The organism is Streptomyces anulatus (assembly GCF_000721175.1).
Taxonomy (GTDB): Bacteria; Actinomycetota; Actinomycetes; order Streptomycetales; family Streptomycetaceae; genus Streptomyces; species Streptomyces anulatus_C.
This window is the reverse complement of record NZ_JOEZ01000048.1, coordinates 1-19,543: the sequence shown is the minus strand read 5'-3', so window position 1 is coordinate 19,543 and position 19,543 is coordinate 1. Positions and strand designations below refer to the sequence as shown.

Sequence of the window (19,543 nt, the reverse complement as noted above, 5' to 3'; positions counted from 1 at the left end):
CGCTGACATGGAAGAACGCACTTTTCGGTGACGGGGGAACCTGATGGTGACCAAGCAGTTCAGCGGCTCGCCCGAGGACGCGGATCTGCGGCGCGCGGACTCGCTGGCGCGGGAGATCTTCTCCGACGTCGCCAACAAGTGGGCGCTCCTGATCATCGAGGCCCTGGGCGAGGGCACCCTCCGCTTCACCGGGCTACGCGGCGAGGTCGAGGGCATCAGCCACAAGATGCTCACCCAGAACCTGCGGATGCTGGAGCGCTACGGACTCGTCGAGCGGCGTGTGCACCCCACCGTGCCCCCACGGGTCGAGTACACCCTCACCGAGCCGGGGCAGGGCCTGCGCCGGACGGTCCATGCGATGTGCGACTGGACCCATGAGCACATCGGGCACATCGAGGCCTCCCGCCGCGCGTTCGACGCGCCTCAGGGTGTGTCCTCCTGCCGGCCGAACCAGTCCAGGCACAGCACCAGCGCGTCGTCGGGCGTCTCCGTACCCCGGTAATCCGCCAGTTCGCCGAGCATCGCGCGCGGGACGGTGGCGGCCGGAAGGAGCCGCGTCGACTGGATGGCGCGGGCCAGCGCGCGTTCGCCGTACACCTCGCCGAGCGGGGACACCGCGTCGTAGACGCCGTCGCTGAGCAGCAGCAGCCGGTCGCCGGGCTCCACGTGGAACTCCTGGACCGTGTAATGCGACTCCTCGAACATGCCGAGCGGGAGCTGCGCCTCCAGCTCCACGCGGCGGACCGTGCGACCGCGCTGGATCCACAGCTGGGGGGAGCCCGCGTCGACGACGCCGACGCGCCCGGTCGCCAGCTCGAAGCGGAGCAGGAGGGTGGAGACGTGGGAGGCGCCGCGGTGCTGGTCGTAGAGGGCCTGGTCGGCGAGGGCCGCCTGGTCCGCGATGCCGATGCCGGCCCGGCGGGCGTTGCGCAGGGCGTTGACGGCGAGATTGGTGAGCAGGGAGGCCTGTATGCCCTCGCCCATGCCGTTGGTGACCGCGACGGTCAGCTCGTCGCCGTCGGCGGCCCAGTCGAAGTTGTCGCCGTGGATGGCGTACGCGGGCTCCAGCTGGGCGCCGATCGCGAACTCGGCGGCGGTGCAGGCGCGGGCGGGCAGCAGCTGCCACTGCATCTCGGCGGCGAGGGTGAGGCGGGTGGTGCGCCGGGCGCGCTGGTAGAGGTCGGTGTCCCGTTCGGCGACCAGGATCTCGTGGCCCAGCAGGTCGGCCATGTGGGTCAGCTCACCGACCAGCTCCGGGGTGGACAGGGCCTGGGGCAGCCGGACGGTGAGGATGCCGAGCCGTTCGCCCCGTACGGTCACGGGCAGGTGGTGGTCGACGGCGTCGTCGTGCCGGACCTGCTGTTCGCGGGGCTCCTGGCTGCCGAACGCCCTGCCCTCGGGACTGTTGTGGAGGGACAGCGGCTCCGTCTCGTCGTCGGGCCGGTCCAGGGATTTGAGGACCCGCAGACTGTAGTCGGCGAGATGGAGCTCCACCGCGAGGGCCCCGTAGACGCTGCGGAGCTCGGTGCGCAGGGTGGCCAGCAGGGCGTGCGGCGCGGCGGCCCGTACGGCGGCCTCGATGTCCGTTCGTCTGTTCACGGTCTCTCGCGCAATCTTCGTCCTGCGACGTGGTAGGGGCCGGGGCCGGGCTGACAAGCAGGCCTGACGGGTGACACAGTGGCCGAATGCCCCACCGAGGATTTCGCCCGAGCAGTCGCGAACAGGCGTCCGCCGACGCCGTCGCCGCCTCGGAGCTGCTGGAGGTGCTGTGGGGCCGGGGGCAGGAATCCGCCGCTTCGAGAACCGTATCGCCCTCCCAGCTTCGGGCTCTGCTCGTGATCGAGAAGCAGGAAGGCACCAATCTGCGGGCGCTGGGCGAAGCCCTGGGCTCGCGTGCTCCCTCCGTCAGCAGGCTCTGCGACCGGATGGAGGCGATGGGGCTCGTCCAGCGGGCGCCCAGCCCGACCAGCCGGCGCGAGGTTGAACTGCGGCTGAGTCTGCGCGGCCGAGCCCTGCTCGAAGAGTACCGGGCCCTGCGCGCCGGCGAACTGAACGCCGTGCTGGAGCGGATGGATCCCGCCGCCCTCGCCGCGCTCGCCGAGGGCCTCGCGGCCTTCCACGCCGCCGCTTCGGAGCGCCTTTCCCCACAAAGGGGTACGGCCGCCTCCCCACTCCACGATGATGTCGCGGACAGCGCCTAGCTTCATCCAGCCCCTGCTTCCGCATCCATCGGTCGACCGTTTCCGACGGCCGCCCGAGCAACCGTCGGGGATCAGATTGTTACCCGATGGAGAATGTTGTCAAATGGCAACTGTTACTTCTATCGTTACCCCGTCCCCCGCCGCGACCAGGGACGGAACCATGCCGGCCCGTCCGGCAGAACGGCTCTCCGCCCCCTTAACGACCGCCCGAGGTGCCTTCCGTGCTTTCATCGCCCAACGAAGACAGAGCCGTCAGAATCTCCACCCGGCAGGAGCGGAGCGCTCTGGTTCTCACCGTGTCGGGTGACCTCGATATCGACAGCGTCGCTCCACTGGGCCTCGCCCTGACCGCGGCGGCCGACGACGACTCCGGCCCGGTCGTCGTGGACCTCTCAGGCGTCGGCTTCGCGGACTCGACGACGGTGAACGTGCTCCTCCAGGGGCACACCGCGCTGGGCGACCGGCTGCGGCTGGCCGCCCCGTCCCCGTTCATGCGGCGCCTGATCGACGTGATCGGCCTCGGCAGCGCCCTGCCCGTCCTGCCGACCGTGGACGACGCCATCGACGCCGTACTGCCTTCCTGACGGTCCGACGGTCCCGGACCGGTGGCGGGGCGCCTACCGCCCCGCCACCGGTCCGGGCGCCCGGTCGAACACGCAGTCCCCGCACAGCCCGCCGCCCGGGCAGCGCCAGTACAGACAGCAACTGCGCCGCCGGAACGCCGCACCGTGCGGGGACCCGGTGCCGCGCAGCGCCTCGTCGTCGAAGAGCTCGGCCGCCAGCGCTCGGGCCCGTGCGGCCACGTCCGGCCGGTCGTGGGCGCGCGCGAAGGCGACGAGTTCGCGTACGGCTCCGGCGAGCGCGGAACCCGCGTTGCCCCACAGCAGCTGCGGGGAGATGTTCCCGTCGCGCCGGAACGCATCGGCCAGCGGGACCAGATGCCCGTACTTGACCTCCTCACGGATCCGGGCGGCCGTGCCGGGCAGCTCCGCCGTCCCCGCGAGCCACAGGTCGTCCGGCGAGGTGGACAGCGGGTCCCAGTGGAGGGCGCCGGGCGTCAGGTCGGGGATCCGCCCGAAGAGCGCGGCCGGGCCCAGGGCGAGGGACCAGAGCCGGGCGGCCAGCCCGAGATGGGCGATGGAGGCGGCGACCCTGCGCTCGGGGGCCGCGAGGCGGGCGGCGACCTTGTCGACACGCGCGGCGAGCGGACCGCTCTCCCCCGCGTACAACCGCTCCAGCGGCCGGTGCCCGCCGCCCGGCACCGGGGTGGTCCGCAGGGCGAAGAATCCTCCGACGGACGCCTGTAGCACCAGGTCCATGCCCTGCTCCCCCTCGGTTCCCGGGTCCGCTTCCGGGCCGCTCCCATGACCGGCCGCAGGGACACCGGCCGTGTCGTCCTCGCGGCTCACCGTATCCGCCGGGCGGTAACTTCTGACGGCTGGGGGCAGCAGGACTACCGTCGGGAGGAGGACGTCGGTCCGCCGGGCGTACTACTGGGGCAGTACGCCGAAGTGCAGTCTCAAGGACGACGACGTGGGGCCCCGGACGGGACATCGTGGTGTACATGAGCTCCCTTGCGTTGTCCGTGCTGCTGTCACTGATCTCCGCGGTCGCCTACGCGGCCGGGGCGATCATCCAGGAGCGCGTGGCCGCGACCGGTGACAACTCCACGCGTGCCCTGGTGCGCAACGGCGTGTGGTGGGTCGCCGTCCTCCTCAACGGGACCGGTGCGGTCCTGCACGTGGTGGCGCTCGCGTACGGTCCGCTCAGCCTGGTCCAGCCGCTGGGCGCGCTGACGATCGTCTTCGCCCTGCCGATGGCGGCCCTGTTCGTCGGGCGGAGGGCGGGGGCGACGGCCTGGCGCGGCGCGCTGATGGCGACGGCCGGGCTCGGCGGACTGCTGGCGCTCACGGGGAACGCCGAGCCGCACACCCTGAACGGCCCCGAGCAGTTCCTGCTGGCCTCGGTGACGTTCGGGGCCGTCGGCGCGCTCGTCGTGCTCGCCCGTACGCTGCGCCGGCCGGTCCTGCGCAGCATCGTTCTGGCCACGGGCGCGGGTGCGGCGTTCGGCATGGCCTCGGTGTTCACCAAGACGGTGGCCGTGGAGTGGACCTCCGGTTCGCTGCGCTCGGGCGCACCGCCGCTGCTGGTGATCGCCGGGCTCGCGGCGGCGGGCCTGTTCCTGTCCCAGGCCGCCTACCGGGGCGCGGGACTCACGGCTCCGCTCGCTACGGTGACGGTGGTCAACCCGGTGGTGGCCGCAGCGATCGGCATCACCCTGTTCGGCGAGACCTTCCGGCTCGGCGTCCCGGGCACGGTCCTGGCCCTCTCCTGCGGTGCCGTGGCCGCCGGCGGTCTGATCATGCTGACACGGGAGCGGCTGAGCACGGAGCACGCCCAGGAGCCGCTGACGGACCCTGAGGCGGCAGACCCCGGCGGGCAGCGCCCGGCCCCGGCCGCCGGTCCGGGGGGCGGGGTCCGTGTCGCGGAGGGGCGGGAGGACGGACGTCCCTCGCCGTCACCGGTCGTGCCGGAACCCGCGTCGGGGCGGCTGCCCGTGGCGCACACCTCGTCGCCCCTGCCGCCGGGACACGCGGTGCCGCAGGTGGAGTTCGGTGCGCCGGGCCCGCTTACGGAGCAGCGGCGGCGCGGCGGGTCCACTATGCGGCGCTCCCGCGCCGAGCGGACCGTTCAGACCCTGACGCCGCCCGCGCGGAGGTAGGCGAGCGGGTCGACGTCCGACCCGTAGCCGGGGCCCGTGCGGACCTCGAAGTGCAGGTGCGGGCCCGTGCTGTTGCCCGTGGAGCCGGAGCGGGCGATGCGCTGCCCGCCGGAGACCGACTGCCCCGCGCGCACATGGAGCGCGGAGAGGTGGGCGTACTGGCTGTACTTGCCGTCGTTGTGCCGGATGACGACCTCGTAGCCGTACGCTCCGGCCCAGCCGGCCGAGACGACGCTTCCCGGGGCCACCGACTTCACCGCTGTACCGGTGGGCACGGGGAAGTCCACCCCGGTGTGATATCCGCTGGACCAGGAGCCGGCCTGCCGGTAGGGGGTGCCGGTGCCGGCGGCCACCGGAGCGCTGAAACCGGAGTGCTTCACGGCCCGCTCCGGAGCGGGCTGCTCCTTCTTGGGAGCGGCCTTCTGGGGTGCTTCCTGTTTCGGCGCTTCCTTCTTGGGTGCTTCCTTCTTGGGTGCTTGCTCTTCCGGTGCCTGCTGTTTCGGGGCTTCCCGCTGGGGGGCTTCCTTCTTCGGCGCGGCCGACGGTGGCTTCGGGGCGGCCTTCACGGCGGGCTTTCCGGGGCTCGTCCGGTCCCCCGCCTTCGGCGCCCGGCTCTGGTCGAGGCTCAGCCGCTGTCCGGGGAAGATCAGGTCCGGGTCGCTCCCGACGACGGTGCGGTTGGCCGCGTAGAGGCCCTGCCAGCCGCCCCGCACCCCCTGGGCGGACGCGATCCCGGAGAGGGAGTCACCGCTCGCGACGGTGTACGAGTCGCGCTTGCCCGGCACATGGGTGGGCGTCGCCGCGGCGGGACGGGTCTGCGGCTGTCTGGGGGGCGCGCTCTGCGGAGCCGTGGCCTGGACCGGCCGGTTTCCCGCGCTCTGCGCGACGGTCCCCGCCTCCGGGTCGGTCCCGGGCGCGTCCCCGCCGCGGGTGAGTCCCGCCCGTACGGAACAGGTGGGCCAGGCGCCGGGGCCCTGGCCGTCCAGCACCTTCTCGGCGATGGCGATCTGCTGGTCCCGGGTGGCGAGGTCGGCGCGCGGCGCGTACTGCGTGCCGCCGAAGGCCGCCCAGGTGGACCCGCTGAACTGCAGCCCGCCGTAATAGCCGTTGCCCGTGTTGACGGCCCAATCGCCGCTGGACTCGCAGGCGGCGACCTTCTCCCAGACGTCGGCCGGCGCGGCCCCCGCCGAGGCCGCGGTGATGAGCGGGAGCGCGATGCCCGCGCCGCCCGCCGTCACCGTGAGCGAGGCACGGTTGATCCGGCTGGGCTGATACCTGCGGTGCCGTCCGGTCGCGGCCATACTTGCTCCCCCACTGGCTTTGGGACATCTCGCAAGGGGCAACGTAGGTCCCGTCCGTGACTGATCACAAGCAAAACGTGATACTCGGCCGCGCCAGGACGATCCGTGGCCGGAATCCGATCCCCGGCGATCCGACCCGGGCCGCATCCGGCCGAAGCCGCGAACTCCCTCGCGCCGGGCGGCACGGGACGATAACCCGGAGACGGCTCGGGACACGAGCGGCTGACACACGGCCCCGGGCACGCCGCACGGACGGCCGGCGCGCGGGCAGGACACACCGCACGGACGGCCGACCACGCGACGCGGCGCCGTACGGTCAGGAGTGGCGGCCGCCGGTACGCGGAGCTGGTCCGGGCGCACGCGGATCGGAGCGCCCGCCGAGGCCGCCTGGCCTCGCTCCCCCGCTGTCCCGCTCCTGCCGGCCGCCCTCCGGCCGCGGCGAATCCCACGCCGCGGCCGGAGGGCATTCCTGTCGCCGTGCGGGCTGCCGGGGCGGTTGCTGGACCACCCTGAGCCTTATGCGCCCTGCGGTGCCCATGGCCTGAGCATGTCCTTCATCGCGTCCGTCAGCGCGAACTGCAGCAGCGGGCCGTAGGTGATCCGGCCGACGCCGAGACGGCGGAAGCGCTCAAGATCGTGCTTGACGGGATGGGCGGTGGAGTTCACGGGAATGCCGACGGATCCGGTCACCGCCGCGAGCAGCTCGTCGTCGTCCTGGATACGCACCGGGTAGACACTGTCGGCGCCGGCCTGCTCCAGGGCCCGTAGCCGCTCGATCGCCTCGTCGAGGACGTCGGAGGCGTTCTCCGCGTGCAGGAAGAGGTCGGTGCGCCCGTTGACCCAGACCGGGACCCCCGCGTCGTCGGCCGCCGCGCGCAGACCGGCGACGTAGCTCGCGTGCTCCTGCGTGCTGCGCACGCGTCCGCCCTCCGAGTGGACGGTGTCCTCGATGTTGAGACCGACACCGCCGGCCTCGATGAGACCGGCGACGAGATCCGCGGGCTTCTGTCCGTAGCCGGCCTCCAGGTCCACGGAGACGGGAACGTCGACCGCCGCGATGATCGGCCTGACGGCGGCGAGCACCTCCTCGAAGGACTGCCCCTCCTGGTCGTCGGCCCCCCGGGAGTCGGCCAGCGGATGACTGCCGACCGTCAGCGCGGGGAACCCGGCACCGGCCGCCGTCCGCGCGGACCAGGCGTCCCAGACGGTCGGCAGCACCAGCGGCCTGTACTCGGCGTGCAGCTTCTTGAGGCGTTGAGCGCGCTCAACGGTGGTACGAAAGTCCACACATGCCTTCACCCGGCCGACGGCAGCCAGCCACCGCGCACACATGCCTTCACCCGGCCGACGGCAGCCAGCCACCGCGCACACATGCCTTCACCCGGCCGACGGCAGCCGACCACCGCGCACACATGCCTTCACCCGGCCGACGGCAGCCGACCGTCCGGGACCGCTCGCGACCCGGGCCCTCACCCGTCGGCGGGAGCCGCCCCGCCGGGGAGGACGGCGGGACGGCTCCCCCTGATCACGCGGTGTGCAGGGTCAGCCCGTACCGGTTGAGGATCTCGTTGACCGGCTGGTACCAGGTCTCCCCGCCGCCGGAGCAGTTGCCCCAGCCGCCGGAGGTGACGCCCTGGGCCTGGTCGCCGCTGATGAACGAGCCGCCGGAGTCGCCGCCCTCGGCGCAGACGCTCGTCTTGGTCATCTGGTGCACGGCGCCCTGGCTGTAGTTGACCGTCTCGTTCTTGGCGAGGACCTTGCCGCAGTGCCAGTGCGTGGTGGAGCCGGAGCGGCAGATCGAGGCGCCGATCGGGGCCTCGTTCGAGCCGCGGACGAGCTGGTCGGACACGGTGCCCCAGCCGATGACGACCGGCACGGTCCACCAGCCGTTGGCCACGTTCACCCAGGCGTAGTCGTTGCCGGGGAAGGACGAGCCCTGGAAGTTGCCGATGGCCGAGCCGTCCCAGCCGCGCACCGACTGGCCCGCGCCGCCGCAGTGCCCGGCGGTGACGAAGCCGCCGTGGACGGAGAAGCCGATCGAGCAGCGGACGTTGCCCGTGTAGTACGGGTCGCCTCCGACCGTTCCGGCGGCAAAGGTCTGCGGCGCCTCGGCGGTCGTCGCCACGGTCACGGGGCCGGCCTCGCGAGCCTTGGCGACGAAGGACCGGACATCGTTGTCACGCTGCTCGGAGGCGACGACGTTCACGACGACGCTGCTGGTCGCCGGGTCGACGTGCCAGCTGCTCACACCGGCCGGTGCGGTCAGCTCGTCGATGCGGGCCTTCGCGGCGTCGAGCCGCGCGGCCGAGTGCTCGACGAGCCGGGTCTCGGCTCCGGCGGCCCGGACGGCCCCGGCCTTCTCGGCGTTCGTGACGGCGACGACCAGCTTGCCGGCCTTCGCGTCGAACCAGGAGCCGCCGTAGGCGGAGCCCGCGGCGCGCCGCACCTTCGGCTCCAGGGCGGTGGCCGCCCTCTCGTCGGCGAGCCGAGCGCGGGCCTGGCCCTCGCTGAGGCCGAGGTCGCGCTGCATCGCGGTGAGCAGGGCGGCGGAGGCGGGGGCCTGCGCGGAGTCGGTGGGGGCGGCGGAGGCGGACGAGGGGCCGGCGGCGGCCCAGGCACCGAGGAGCAGGAGTGCGGACAGACCGGTCCGCAGCACGGTTGCGTGTCTCAAGGGAGTGACCCTTCCTGTTGTTCCAGCGACGTGGGGGTGGAACGGGAGGCGTCCGGGAGCGCATGCCGATCGTGCCGCTTGAGAGCGCTCTCAGATCCGCCGTCCCGGACTGTAGCGGAGTTCAATAGTCAGGTCCATGCCAATGACGGCGATGGGTCGGGAAGGGGTGTGCGAGGACGCCGCGCACCGGGTTGAGTAGGCGTACTCATCCGGCCCGCAGACGCTGGTCCTACTGTCACAGGAACAGGGGACGGGACCAGGTGGAGGAGCCGATCATGACCGGATCACGCCGCAGGCAGTGGAGAGCCGCGCTGACCGGCGCGCTGGCGGGTTCGCTGGTCGTGCTGCTGGGCGCGTGCGGAGTGGTCGACACCGAGGACGACCGCCGGGCGGCGGAGGAACTGGCCGAGAAACACTTCCCGGGTCAGCTCAAGGCGCTCGGGGCACGCACGCTCTTCCCTGGCTCCGGTGGCTCGGAGGTCACGTTCGCGGTGACCGACGACCGCGACGCCGTGGTCCGGCTCCGTATCGACACGGACAGGGCGGACCAGGGCCTGTGCGACCGCAAGGACTGCGCCGGTGCACTGGCCGAAGCAGTGAAGCGCGGACGGCAGCAGGCCGAGGACTTCCGTACGCTGAAGGGCGCCTTCGACGCCTGCGGTTACGAGGTCATCGCCCTGGGCACGACCGGCACCCCGCCCTACGTGGTCGCCGAGCTGACGAACGCCACCGTGACGAAGGTGCTCGGTGAGGTCGGGGAGTGCGTCCAGCGCTGGGTCTCGGCGAGCGGGGCCGCCGGCACGTTGGCGAAGGCCCAGGGCTCGTACGTGAACGTGGTCTCCCCCGCCGTCGCGGACCGCCGGGACCGGGGCAAGGACTCCTGGCCCACGGTGATGCGGCTGACCCGGTCGGACCTCCTGGCCTCACTCACCAAGCAGGCTTATTTCTCGGCGAGTTACGAGATCGAGGCGGGCCGGGTCGACACGAACGGCAGCGCCCGGGTCGTCCGCCCGCTCCGGGAGAGACAGAAGTTCGGCGACACCGTGCAGAACGCGGTGAAGGAGCAACTGCGCGCCACCTACCCCCGGGTGGTCATGAGCACCTACCAGTGGATCTGGCGGCTGGAGCCGGGCCGCGTCGACCGGCAGACCGGTTACGTCCTGTTCTGCCCCGAGCCGGAGGCGCGCGGGCGGTGCGTCAACAGCGACGACGCGGCCCTGGTGACCACGGACGAGCACGGAAATCCGGTGGGGAGGATCCGGCTCGTGCACGACGTGCGCGAGGGCACCGGGGCGTTGCGGCTGCCGCCCTACTGAACTTCCGCGCTCCGTCCCCTGCCCCCGAGCGCGGGCACGCCCCCGGACGGGTCCCCAGCAGGTGTCACCGGGCCCGTCGTGGCATCGTGGGGCCATGACCATCGCCGTCCGCCCGGCCTCGGCCTTCGATGATGTCCGTACCCTGGTCGGTCCGAAGTCGCCCGGGGCCAATGTCTGCTGGTGCCTGAGCTACCGGATTCCGTCCAAGCTCAACAAGGAGCTCCGCGGGCCGGCCCGCGGTGAGTACGTCGCCGGGCTGTGCCGTGCGGAACCCCCGCCGGGGGTGCTCGCCTACGACGGCGACGAGCCGGTCGGCTGGGCGGCCGTGGCACCGCGCTCGGACACCTCCTTCGCGCGCAGCCGGAAGATCCCGTACGTGGACGGCCTGCCGGTCTGGTCGCTGTGGTGCATCCGCGTACGTCCCGGTCATCGCGGGAAGGGGATCTCGCACGCCCTGATCGCCGGTGCGGTCGAGTTCGCCCGTGCGCACGGCGCGCCGGCGATCGAGGCGTACCCGATCGACAGCGGTGGGGCCGAGGTCGACATGACGATGGCGTACGCCGGGATCCGGAAGAACTTCGAGCGCGCCGGCTTCACCCATGCCGCTGACACCACCTCGGTGCTGGCCGGTCGTCCCCGGGTGCTGATGCGGCTCGACCTGCGCTGACAGGGCGGATGGACCAGCCCGGCGCCGCAACGGCCCGCCGGGGCGGCGGTCAGTGATCGAAACCGGTCGGTGGTCGAAGGCGGTCGGCGGTGGAAGGCGGTCAGCGGTCGCGGGACGTCCCGGACCTCTTCGCCGGCGCCCCTGCACGCCGTCCACGGCCGCAGCTTCTCCGGATCGCGGACCGCCCGGATCCGGGCGACGCGCCCCTCGGCGACATCGAACGAGGCCGCGGTCACGACGGCACCGCCGCGCCGGGCCCCCAGGCCGGGCACACCGTTCACGGACCGCTCCACGAGTTCGAGCTCCGGGGCGGCGGTCGGCGATGGCGACCATGTACGGGGCGATGCGCGCGCCTCCTTCGAGCGGGCGCGGTCCGCGCGTCCCCCGTCGCCGGAGCCGGGGCGGCCGGCACCCGCCGCCGGGCGGAAGCCGCGAGCTGCTTGCAGTCGGCCGAGGGCGCCCGCGGCCGGCTTCGCCCGGACGAGGGAAGCCCGGCCGCCTGCGGTCCCCCTGCCGGACGGTGGCGCTCATGGCGCCAGCAGGGGCAGGCCTGCGGTACGCCAGAGATCACGGAACCCGCCCTCCGCGTCGCGCCCGGGGCCGTCCTCGTCCGCCGTACGCCAGACCCGTACCGTCGCCGCGCTTCCGGCAGGTCCGTCGAGGGGGCCCCAGCCCGGGTCACCGTGGGCGGCGAACTCGGCCCAAGCGCGGGTCATGCGCCCGGACAGCTCCTGGTCGGCCGGCCCGGGCGGGCCGCCGACGAGGAAGTGGACGCTCTCCTCGTGGAGGTTGCCGAAGGCGAACGGGATGTCCGCGCAGTGCCAGGCGCGCACCCGGTGCCCCGCACGGTCCCGGCGGCGGTCGAAGCGGGCGAGGAAGGCCCGGCCGCCCGCCAGGGCGTGGGCCTCGGCGAGGCGGGTGCTGTACTCGGCGAACAGGAGGCCGGAGTGGAGGGACAGATGGACATCGGGAACCGACGCGTCCGGCAGCCGCTCGCGGTGACCCTCGACGAGCGAGGCCGGAAGCCCGAAGTCAGCCGCGAACGCGGCCAGTTGCTCCTCCGTCGTGATCTTCGCGCTGCTGCCGACCGCGTCCAGCAGCCAGTACTCCTCCGTGGCGTGGCAGACCAGCAGCTCCACCGCGCCGCCCGCTCCGGCCGCCAGTGCCTCCAGCGGGTCGGCGGTCAGCAGAACGCCGTCGGCGACCGGTCCGTAGATCGCCGGGTCGTAGTGGCGCTGCCCCGAGCCGGGGTCCTGTGCATACCGCTCACAGACCTGGTCCCCGGCGGCCACGAGGGCTTCGGGCGGGGCGGCGAGCAGCCCGGCGCGGGTGGCGGGCACCCCGGCCGCCGCGGCGACCTCGGCGGTGGTGCGGGCCGCCTGCTCCACCGTGGCGAAGGCGTTGACGGCGCTGTGCAGGACGGCGCGGCGGAACAGGCCGCGCGCCCGGTCGGCCACCGTCAGGCAGGCCGCGGAGGTGGCGCCCGACGACTGCCCGGCGAGGGTGACCCGGTCGGGGGATCCGCCGAACGCGGAGATGTTGTCGCGGACCCATTCCAGTGCGGCGATCTGATCGAGCAGACCCCGGTTGTCGGGGAAGGGTGCGGCATCACCGTCGGCGTCGGGGAGGAGTGCGGCGTCGAGGGCGGGCTCCGTGCTGCCTTCGGTGTCGGGCACGTGGCCGAACCCCTCGAAGCCGAGGCGGCTGTTGAGGGTGACGACGACGAGCCCCCGGCCCGCGAGTGCGGTGCCGTCGAAGTCGGGCTGGGCCGAGGAGCCGAAGACGTACGCACCGCCGTGGATCCAGACCAGCACGGGCAGGTCGCCCGGCCCGTCGGCGGGCGTCCAGATGTTCAGGGTGAGGATGTCCTCGTCACCGGGCGACCAGACCGGCGCGCCCGGGAGTTCGGCCGACTGGGGGGCGATCGGTCCGAAGGCGGTGCAGTCGCGCACCCCGTCCCAGGGTTCCGCCGGCCGCGGCTCCCGGAACCGGCGGGCGCCGAACGGCGGGGCCGCGTACGGGAGTCCGCGTACGGTGACGATGGAGCGGTCCCGGGCGGTGCGCCGCCCCCGTACCATCCCGGCCTTCGTCGTGAAGACGTCCACGGCTCCCGCTCCCCCGCTCCTGCCCCGTCCGGCTCTCGGCGCGGCCGGGCCATCGTCCCAGCTCGGCGGCGGCTCGCACCAGCGGATTGAATGCCGGGCTACGCGCCGATCAGCTCGCGCACGGTGGCCATGTCGCTGAACGGCAGCAGTTCGCCACGGACGGCCTGGTGCGGCTCGCTGCCCTTGCCCGCGATGAGCACGATGTCGGACGGACCCGCCTCCGCCAGCGCGGCGGCGATGGCCAGGCGGCGGTCGGTGATCCGCTCGAACGGCGTCCCGGTCGACGCGATGCCCGGGGCGATCTGGTCGAGGATGGCCTCGGGGTCCTCGTAGCGGGGGTTGTCGGAGGTGAGGACGCACAGGTCGGAGTGGGCGCCCGCGATGGCGCCCATCTCGGCGCGCTTGGTGGTGTCGCGGTCGCCGCCGCAGCCGAAGACGGTGATGACCCGGCCCCGGGCGAAGCCCCGGACCGTGGTGAGGACTTTGCTGAGGGAGTCCGGCGAGTGGGCGTAGTCCACGATCACCGAGGTGCCGTCGGGGGTGTGGAGGCGCTCGAAGCGGCCGGGTATCTGCGGCATCCGCTCCAGCGCGTCGACCAGCCCGGCCAGACCGTGGCCGAGGAGGTGGCAGGCGGCCACCGTGGCCAGCGCGTTGGAGACCGAGAACCGGCCCGGCGAGGGGATCGCCGCCGGGTACTTGCGGCCGTCGTGGTGCAGGGTGAACCGGGTGCCGGAGGCGTCCACGGTGAGATCGCTCGCCCGGTAGTCCGCGTCGCCGTCCAGCGCGTACGTGGTCACCGCGTCGGGCATCAGCTCCCGGATCCCGGCGCCCACCGGGTCGTCGGCGTTGACGACGGCGCGCCGGCACAGCCCCTGGAAGAGGCGGAGTTTGGCGTCCCGGTAGTTCTCCATGGTGCCGTGGTCGTCGAGGTGGTCCTGGGTGAGGTTGGAGACCAGTTCCCCCGCCGGGTTCTCGAAGGCGAACGCGGTCGCCTTGCCGTCGTAGGCGCAGCGGCCCGTCCTGTCGACTCCGGCCGAGGTGGCCGTCGCCACGCTGCCGGTGATGCCGGACTTGGTGGTGAACGGCTTCGCCGCCCCGGTGGTGACCTTCTCCTTCGACGGCTGGGCGTAGCTGCCGTAGACCCACAGGCGGGCGTTCTCCCGGGCCGCTTCGGCGGCGCTGCGGGCGCCGGTCTCCCCCCGGGAGCCCGCGGAGGCGAGCGGGGTGTCCTCCTGGGTGCCGTTGCCGTCGTCGTCGGACCGGCACCACTTCTCCTTGAGGATCGCCGGGGCCGAGAATCCGACGAGCGGCCTCTCCTCGGGGTCGCTGTCGTCGGCGACGTAACTCACCCAGCCGGCCGACTTGGGCGCCCACTGGACCGGTACGTCGAAGGCGATGCCCCGCTTGGGGTTGACCACGGTCTTCCAGCCGGGCACGAGGGGCGCGGTCGTGTCCTCGGCTCCGCCCCGGGGCTCTCCCGGGGACGCCGGCGGCGGGACGGTGTCCGCCCCGGTGGGTCCCGCGTCCGGCTTCCCGTCGTTGCCTTCGCCGCCGAGCACCAGGAATCCGGTGATCCCGGCGGCGAGTACGACCGCGGTGGCCGCGACGACGGCGATGACCGCGTTCCGGCGGCTGCCGCCGGGTGGGGGCGGCGCGGGGTGCGGGGGCCGTCCGGAGGGAACGGTCCGCGTGCTCCAGGGGGCGGGCTGCCCGGGCTCGGTCGGGGCGTTCCACGGGGCGGGGCCGGCTCCGGCGTAGGGCTGCTGTCCGCCCGGCTGCTGCTGCGGCGGCCACCCGTACGGCTGTCGCTGCCCCTGGTTCTGCCCGTGTGGCGGCCGCGGTCCCTGCTGGTGGTGATCGCCCCCGGGCGACTGCTGTCCGTTCCCCATGAGAGGTCACCCTATGCCGGGCCGTGACCTGCGTACGGACCGGTGCACACCGCCCGCGCCCGGTACCGGGAACCGATCTTCCCTTTGCGGGCGGAGCAGGACGGGAGTGGAATTGCGTACAGGGGACAGAAGAACTCGTCACTCCCGCAGGACCGGAAGGAAGGACGCGCCATGAGCGACACCGACTGGGGGGACGACGTCTACCAGCCCCAGGAACCCGAGGCTTCCGATCCCGGCGAACAGCTCGGCGCCGAGGACACCCTGATGGATCCCTCCGGCACCGGCGACCCCCTGGACGAGGGGTACTCGCCGCCGGACCGCCCGTGGGTGGTCGACGGCCTCGGCACCACGGCCGGCGAGCGGCACGCCGGAGAGCCCCTCGGAACCCGGCTGACCAGGGAAGTGCCCGAGCCGGACGGCTCCGCCGGTGACGGCGTGGGCGATCTGGTGGACGGCGACGGCGAGCTCTGGGACGACGAGGTCGGTGTCGCCCGTGCCGGACGGCTGACCCAGCAGGCCGACGGGCGCGTCCCGGCCACGCTCACCGCCAGCGACGTGGGCATCGACGGCGCGGCGGCGTCGGCCGAGGAGGCCGCGATGCACGTGATCCCCGAAGCGGGGGACGACGACGCGCTGCTGGAGGCCGGGCCTTCGCCCAGCGCCCCCGGGTCCGGCCCCGCCACCGGCGGCACGGCCGCCCCGCCGTCGCGCTGAGAGGCCGCCGGCGAGCGCCCACCCCTGAACGCTGCCGTCCCCGAGCCCGTACTCCCCTGAACCCGGCCGTATTAGAGCCCGCCTCCCCCGAACGCGGCCGTCCCCGGGCCCGACTCCCCCGGACCAAGCACACCGCAGCCACCACACCCGCACCGCACTCGCCGGACCCACCGACGTACTCGGATCCCCAGGAGCACACAGATGAGCGGCACTGCTCAGATCGGCGTCACCGGACTCGCGGTCATGGGCCGCAACCTGGCCCGCAACTTCGCCCGCAACGGCTTCGCCGTCGCCGTGCACAACCGCACCACGTCCCGGACGGAAGCCCTGGTCGAGGAGTTCGGCGACGAGGGCACGTTCGTCGCCGCGCACACGCCCGAGGAGTTCGTCGCCGCGCTGGAGCGCCCCCGGCGTCTGGTGATCATGGTGAAGGCGGGGGACCCCACGGACGCGGTGATCCAGGAGTTCACGCCGCTGCTGGAGGAGGGCGACGTCGTCATCGACGGCGGGAACGCCCACTTCGAGGACACCCGCCGCCGTGAGAAGGAGCTGCGCGAGCGCGGGATCCACTTCGTCGGGGTGGGGATCTCCGGCGGCGAGGAGGGCGCGCTGAACGGGCCGAGCATCATGCCGGGCGGCTCGGCGGAGTCCTACGCGTCGCTGGGCCCGATGCTGGAGAGGATCGCCGCGCAGGCGAAGGACGGCACGCCGTGCACCGCTCACATCGGTCCCGACGGCGCCGGGCACTTCGTGAAGATGGTCCACAACGTCGCGTAGTTTGGCGAAGCCGCAGTTCAGGGCCATGCTCACGGGTTCCCGGTCAGCAAAACCCCAGCATGAGTCAGGAAACGCGCACCATGGCAACCCCCCTCGTACGTGGCATGGGCAGCTTCTTCAAGAACTGCCGCTGCACTCGCCAGAACCGCTGCCCGCACCCGTATGCGCTCAGGTACCGGGACGTCTCCGGTCGGCAGCGCGAAGAAACCGGGTATATCACCCAGCAGGACGCGATAGACCGACTGACCAGCCTCTACCACGAGAAGCGGCACACGCCCGAACGGCAAGCCGCAGCCCAGCGGGAAGTCGGTCGCCATAGGTTCGGGGCGTACGCGGCCTCGTGGCTCACCCGGCAACGCCACTACACCCCGGGCAGCGTACGCACGGTGAACCAGGTTCTGAAGAGCCAGATATTTCCCGTCCTCGAGTCTCGGCGCGTCAACACCTTCACGACGACGGTGGTCGAGGACTTCATCATGTCGATGGAGGAACGATCTGTCGGGCTGGCCGCGCAGCAGAACGCTTTCGACACCCTCAAGAAGATCCTGCTGGATGCCCATCGCCGCGGAGGGATATTCACGGACCCGTTCGTCGGCGTCATCTCACCCGAATACATCCCGCGCAAGATCGCCATCCCCACGCTGGACGAGATCCACGCTCTCAAGGAGCACGGCAGCGACGAACTGCGCGTCGTGATCGATCTCATGCACGGTTGCGGACTGCGCAACGGCGAGGCCTACGCCGCGAACATGGACCGACTCGTGGCAGATGACGTCTACCGCGTCACCGAACAAATAGACGGCCGCACGCGGCAGCCGGCGCGCCTCAAGCATCGGAAGCCGGGCGAGTTTCGCGAATGCCCCCTTCCGCCGACAGTGCGCGAGTCCGTCCTCGGCTACGCGCAGGCTGCCGGGATCGGGGCCAACGGCTACCTGATCCGGGGCCAGCGGTCCGCGCACTGGGGACACTCGACCATGCAGTACCAGTGGTGGTTGGCGAGGAAGAATGCCGGAATCACCCGGAAGCTCAACCCATACTCTCTGCGCCACTTCTTCGCGTCGAACTGCCTCTCCAAGGGGGTGCCGATCACCGACGTCGCGGAGTGGATGGGCCACAGCAACATCAACATGACCTTCAAGATCTACCGGCATCTGATGCCTGCCTCGGTGGGCCGCGCGGCCCGACTGCTCAACGAAGGACTCTGAGGGACGGGCATGACGAAGGGCCGGGCATCTGCCCGGCCCTTCACATCGTCTTCTGCTGCTGCGCCCAGCGGTCGAGGTCAGCCATGCAGAACTTCAGCTTTCCCCCGAAGTAGTACCTGGGGATCCCGTGCCGTCGGGACTCTTCGATACATCCATCGTTCTGTCATGTCGAGGTAGATCGCGGCATCCGCGACTCCAACATAGCGACGCTCCACGTCATGCCTCCTTCAGTACGACCAGCCCGAGGAACGGTCTACACGTCATCTACGGCCGCACCAACCCCACGTGTAGGTGAGAGGCGGACGAGGGTGTCCGGGGAACTCCCCGACACCAAGGCGACCCAAAGGCCGTAAACGGCTGAGCGTCGTAGGCTCGAATCCCGTATCAGCACGAAGGTCCGTCAATGCACCAAACACGGCACAACCCAAGGCAGGGTCATCATGAGCAACACAGCCCAGATCGGTGTCACCGGACTCGCAGTGATGGGCCGCAACCTGGCCCGCAACTTCGCCCGCAACGGGTACACCGTGGCCCTCCACAACCGCACCACGGCGAAGACTCTCGCCCTCGTCGAGGAGTTCGGCGACGAGGGGGACTTCGTCGCCACCGAGTCCGTCGAGGACTTCGTCGCGGCATTGGAGCGCCCTCGGCGCTTGGTGGTCATGGTGAAGGCCGGCGACCCGACGGACGCGGTGATCGCGGAGTTTGCCCCACTCCTCGAACCCGGCGACATGATCATCGATGGCGGCAACGCCCACTTCGCCGACACCCGCCGCCGCGAGAAGGATCTGCGCGACCAGGGCATCCACTTCGTCGGCACAGGCGTCTCCGGTGGCGAGGAGGGCGCCCTCAATGGGCCCAGCATCATGCCTGGCGGCAGCAAGGAGTCCTACGCCTCCCTGGGCCCGATGCTGGAGAAGATCTCCGCGAAGGCCAAGGGCGGCGACCCCTGCGTCACCCACATCGGCCCCGACGGAGCAGGCCACTTCGTCAAAATGGTACATAACGGGATCGAATATGCCGATATGTAGCTGATCGGCGAGGCGTACCAGCTGCTCCGCGACGTGGCCGGCTACTCCCCCGCGCAGATCGCGGACATCTTCCGCACGTGGAACACCGGGCGTCTGGACTCCTACCTCATCGAGATCACCACAGATGTGCTCTCGCACGTCGACGCGGCGACCGGCAAGCCCTTCGTGGACGTCGCGCTCGACCGGGCGGAGCAGAAGGGCACCGGCCGCTGGACAGTACAGATCGCCCTCGACCTGGGCGTACCCGCCTCCGGCATCGCCGAGGCCGTCTTCGCCCGCTCGGTCTCCGGTCACGCCGACCTCCGCGACGCCTCACGCCACCTCGCCGGACCGACCGCCCCCAAGCTCGGCGAGGACGAGGCGGCAGCCTTCGCCGACCAGGTCGAGCAGGCCCTGTACGCCTCGAAGATCGTCGCCTACACCCAGGGCTTCCACGAGATCGCGGCCGGCAGCGACCAGTACGACTGGAACATCGACCTCGGCAAGGTCGCCTCCATCTGGCGCGGCGGCTGCATCATCCGCGCCGCATTCCTCGACAGGATCACCCACGCCTACGAGGCACAGCCCCAGTTGCCCAGCCTCCTCTCCGACAAGAGCTTCGCCAACGAGATCGCCGCCGCGCAGGACGACTGGCGCACCGTGACCTCCACCGCCGTCACCCAAGGCGTCCCCACCCCCGCCTTCGCCGCCACCCTCGCCTACTACGACTCCCTGCGCGCCACACGCCTCCCCGCCGCCCTCACCCAGGGCCAACGCGACTACTTCGGCGCACACACCTACCACCGAACCGACCGCGAAGGCACCTTCCACACCCTCTGGGGCAGCGACAAGACCGAAACCGAGAGCTAGCCTCCGTGTTTCGGTTCGGGGCGGCTGAGCTGGGTGAACGCCCGTGCCGGAGGTCGTGGGGCTGCTGTTGGATGGTGGGCATGCCGCAGGCCCGG

Annotated in this window: 15 protein-coding genes and 3 pseudogenes; 10 read left to right on the top strand and 8 right to left on the bottom strand. The window is 72.1% G+C overall.

Features of this window, described 5'->3' with window-relative positions; translation table 11 throughout:
* Positions 1–43 precede the first annotated feature (43 nt).
* A complete protein-coding gene (locus tag IG90_RS0135725) occupies positions 44–502 on the top strand; it encodes a winged helix-turn-helix transcriptional regulator (RefSeq protein WP_324604328.1) in 459 nt (152 codons plus the stop codon).
* Here IG90_RS0135725 and IG90_RS0135720 read toward each other — a convergent pair.
* Positions 424–1,599, bottom strand: coding sequence for a PP2C family protein-serine/threonine phosphatase (locus tag IG90_RS0135720; RefSeq protein WP_030594282.1), 1,176 nt, complete (start codon positions 1,597–1,599; stop codon positions 424–426). The genes IG90_RS0135725 and IG90_RS0135720 overlap by 79 nt on opposite strands.
* An 86-nt stretch (positions 1,600–1,685) precedes the next feature.
* Here IG90_RS0135720 and IG90_RS0135715 point away from each other — a divergent pair, with 86 nt between their 5' ends.
* Together IG90_RS0135715 and IG90_RS0135710 are read left to right on the top strand one after the other, a co-directional pair.
* Entirely contained in the window at positions 1,686–2,201 is a 516-nt protein-coding gene (locus IG90_RS0135715; RefSeq protein WP_030594280.1) for a MarR family winged helix-turn-helix transcriptional regulator, read from the top strand.
* 221 nt (positions 2,202–2,422) lie between these two features.
* The gene (locus tag IG90_RS0135710) at positions 2,423–2,785 is read left to right on the top strand and encodes an STAS domain-containing protein (protein WP_030594278.1); all 363 of its coding nucleotides are present in this window, start codon (positions 2,423–2,425) and stop codon (positions 2,783–2,785) included.
* Between the two features lie 33 nt (positions 2,786–2,818).
* On the opposite strand, the gene IG90_RS0135705 is transcribed toward IG90_RS0135710, so the two are convergent.
* Positions 2,819–3,520: a (2Fe-2S)-binding protein gene (locus tag IG90_RS0135705; RefSeq protein WP_030594276.1), complete on the bottom strand. Its 702-nt coding sequence runs from the start codon at positions 3,518–3,520 to the stop codon at positions 2,819–2,821.
* Between the two features lie 245 nt (positions 3,521–3,765).
* Between IG90_RS0135705 and IG90_RS0135700 the strand changes: the two genes are divergently transcribed.
* Positions 3,766–4,923 carry a DMT family transporter gene (locus IG90_RS0135700; RefSeq protein WP_030594274.1) on the top strand — a complete coding sequence of 386 codons (1,158 nt, stop codon included), beginning with the start codon at positions 3,766–3,768 and terminating at the stop codon, positions 4,921–4,923.
* On the opposite strand, the gene IG90_RS0135695 is transcribed toward IG90_RS0135700, so the two are convergent.
* The 3 genes from IG90_RS0135695 to IG90_RS0135685 all read right to left on the bottom strand — a co-directional run bounded on the left by IG90_RS0135695 (position 4,893) and on the right by IG90_RS0135685 (position 8,895).
* Positions 4,893–6,224, bottom strand: a complete 1,332-nt coding sequence (locus IG90_RS0135695) for a transglycosylase family protein (protein ID WP_030594272.1) — start codon at positions 6,222–6,224, stop codon at positions 4,893–4,895. The two genes, IG90_RS0135700 and IG90_RS0135695, sit on opposite strands and share 31 nt — an antisense overlap.
* 516 nt (positions 6,225–6,740) lie before the next feature.
* A complete protein-coding gene (locus IG90_RS0135690; RefSeq protein WP_030594270.1) occupies positions 6,741–7,511 on the bottom strand; it encodes an isocitrate lyase/PEP mutase family protein in 771 nt (256 codons plus the stop codon).
* A gap of 238 nt (positions 7,512–7,749) precedes the next feature.
* Positions 7,750–8,895 carry a S1 family peptidase gene (locus tag IG90_RS0135685; RefSeq protein ID WP_030594268.1) on the bottom strand — a complete coding sequence of 382 codons (1,146 nt, stop codon included), beginning with the start codon at positions 8,893–8,895 and terminating at the stop codon, positions 7,750–7,752.
* A 275-nt stretch (positions 8,896–9,170) separates the two neighbouring features.
* Here IG90_RS0135685 and IG90_RS0135680 point away from each other — a divergent pair, with 275 nt between their 5' ends.
* Positions 9,171–10,211 carry an SCO7460 family lipoprotein gene (locus IG90_RS0135680; RefSeq protein ID WP_030594266.1) on the top strand — a complete coding sequence of 347 codons (1,041 nt, stop codon included), beginning with the start codon at positions 9,171–9,173 and terminating at the stop codon, positions 10,209–10,211.
* 94 nt (positions 10,212–10,305) lie between these two features.
* Positions 10,306–10,878 carry a GNAT family N-acetyltransferase gene (locus IG90_RS0135675; protein ID WP_030594264.1) on the top strand — a complete coding sequence of 191 codons (573 nt, stop codon included), beginning with the start codon at positions 10,306–10,308 and terminating at the stop codon, positions 10,876–10,878.
* A gap of 152 nt (positions 10,879–11,030) precedes the next feature.
* Here the strand turns inward: IG90_RS0135675 and IG90_RS46425 are convergent.
* The 3 genes and pseudogenes from IG90_RS46425 to IG90_RS46420 form a co-directional block, all read right to left on the bottom strand.
* Positions 11,031–11,341 (bottom strand): annotated as a pseudogene (locus tag IG90_RS46425) (RNA polymerase subunit sigma-24); the annotation flags it as partial.
* Between the two features lie 64 nt (positions 11,342–11,405).
* The gene (locus IG90_RS0135670) at positions 11,406–12,983 is read right to left on the bottom strand and encodes a carboxylesterase/lipase family protein (RefSeq protein ID WP_030594262.1); all 1,578 of its coding nucleotides are present in this window, start codon (positions 12,981–12,983) and stop codon (positions 11,406–11,408) included.
* Between the two features lie 98 nt (positions 12,984–13,081).
* Positions 13,082–14,872, bottom strand: a complete 1,791-nt coding sequence (locus IG90_RS46420) for a Mur ligase family protein (RefSeq protein WP_051860395.1) — start codon at positions 14,870–14,872, stop codon at positions 13,082–13,084.
* A 171-nt stretch (positions 14,873–15,043) separates the two neighbouring features.
* Here IG90_RS46420 and IG90_RS0135655 point away from each other — a divergent pair, with 171 nt between their 5' ends.
* The 4 genes and pseudogenes from IG90_RS0135655 (at position 15,044) to gndA (ending at position 19,448) form a co-directional block, all read left to right on the top strand.
* Positions 15,044–15,586 (top strand): DUF5709 domain-containing protein, encoded by a 543-nt coding sequence (locus tag IG90_RS0135655; protein WP_030594259.1) that lies wholly within the window; start codon positions 15,044–15,046, stop codon positions 15,584–15,586.
* Positions 15,587–15,787: 201 nt separating this feature from the next.
* Positions 15,788–16,354 (top strand): annotated as a pseudogene (locus tag IG90_RS40130) (NAD(P)-binding domain-containing protein); the annotation flags it as partial.
* A 68-nt stretch (positions 16,355–16,422) separates the two neighbouring features.
* Complete coding sequence (locus IG90_RS0135645; protein ID WP_233436179.1) at positions 16,423–17,568, top strand: tyrosine-type recombinase/integrase; 1,146 nt, start codon at positions 16,423–16,425, stop codon at positions 17,566–17,568.
* A 440-nt stretch (positions 17,569–18,008) separates the two neighbouring features.
* Positions 18,009–19,448: pseudogene (gene gndA, locus IG90_RS40125) on the top strand (NADP-dependent phosphogluconate dehydrogenase).
* Positions 19,449–19,543 lie beyond the last annotated feature (95 nt).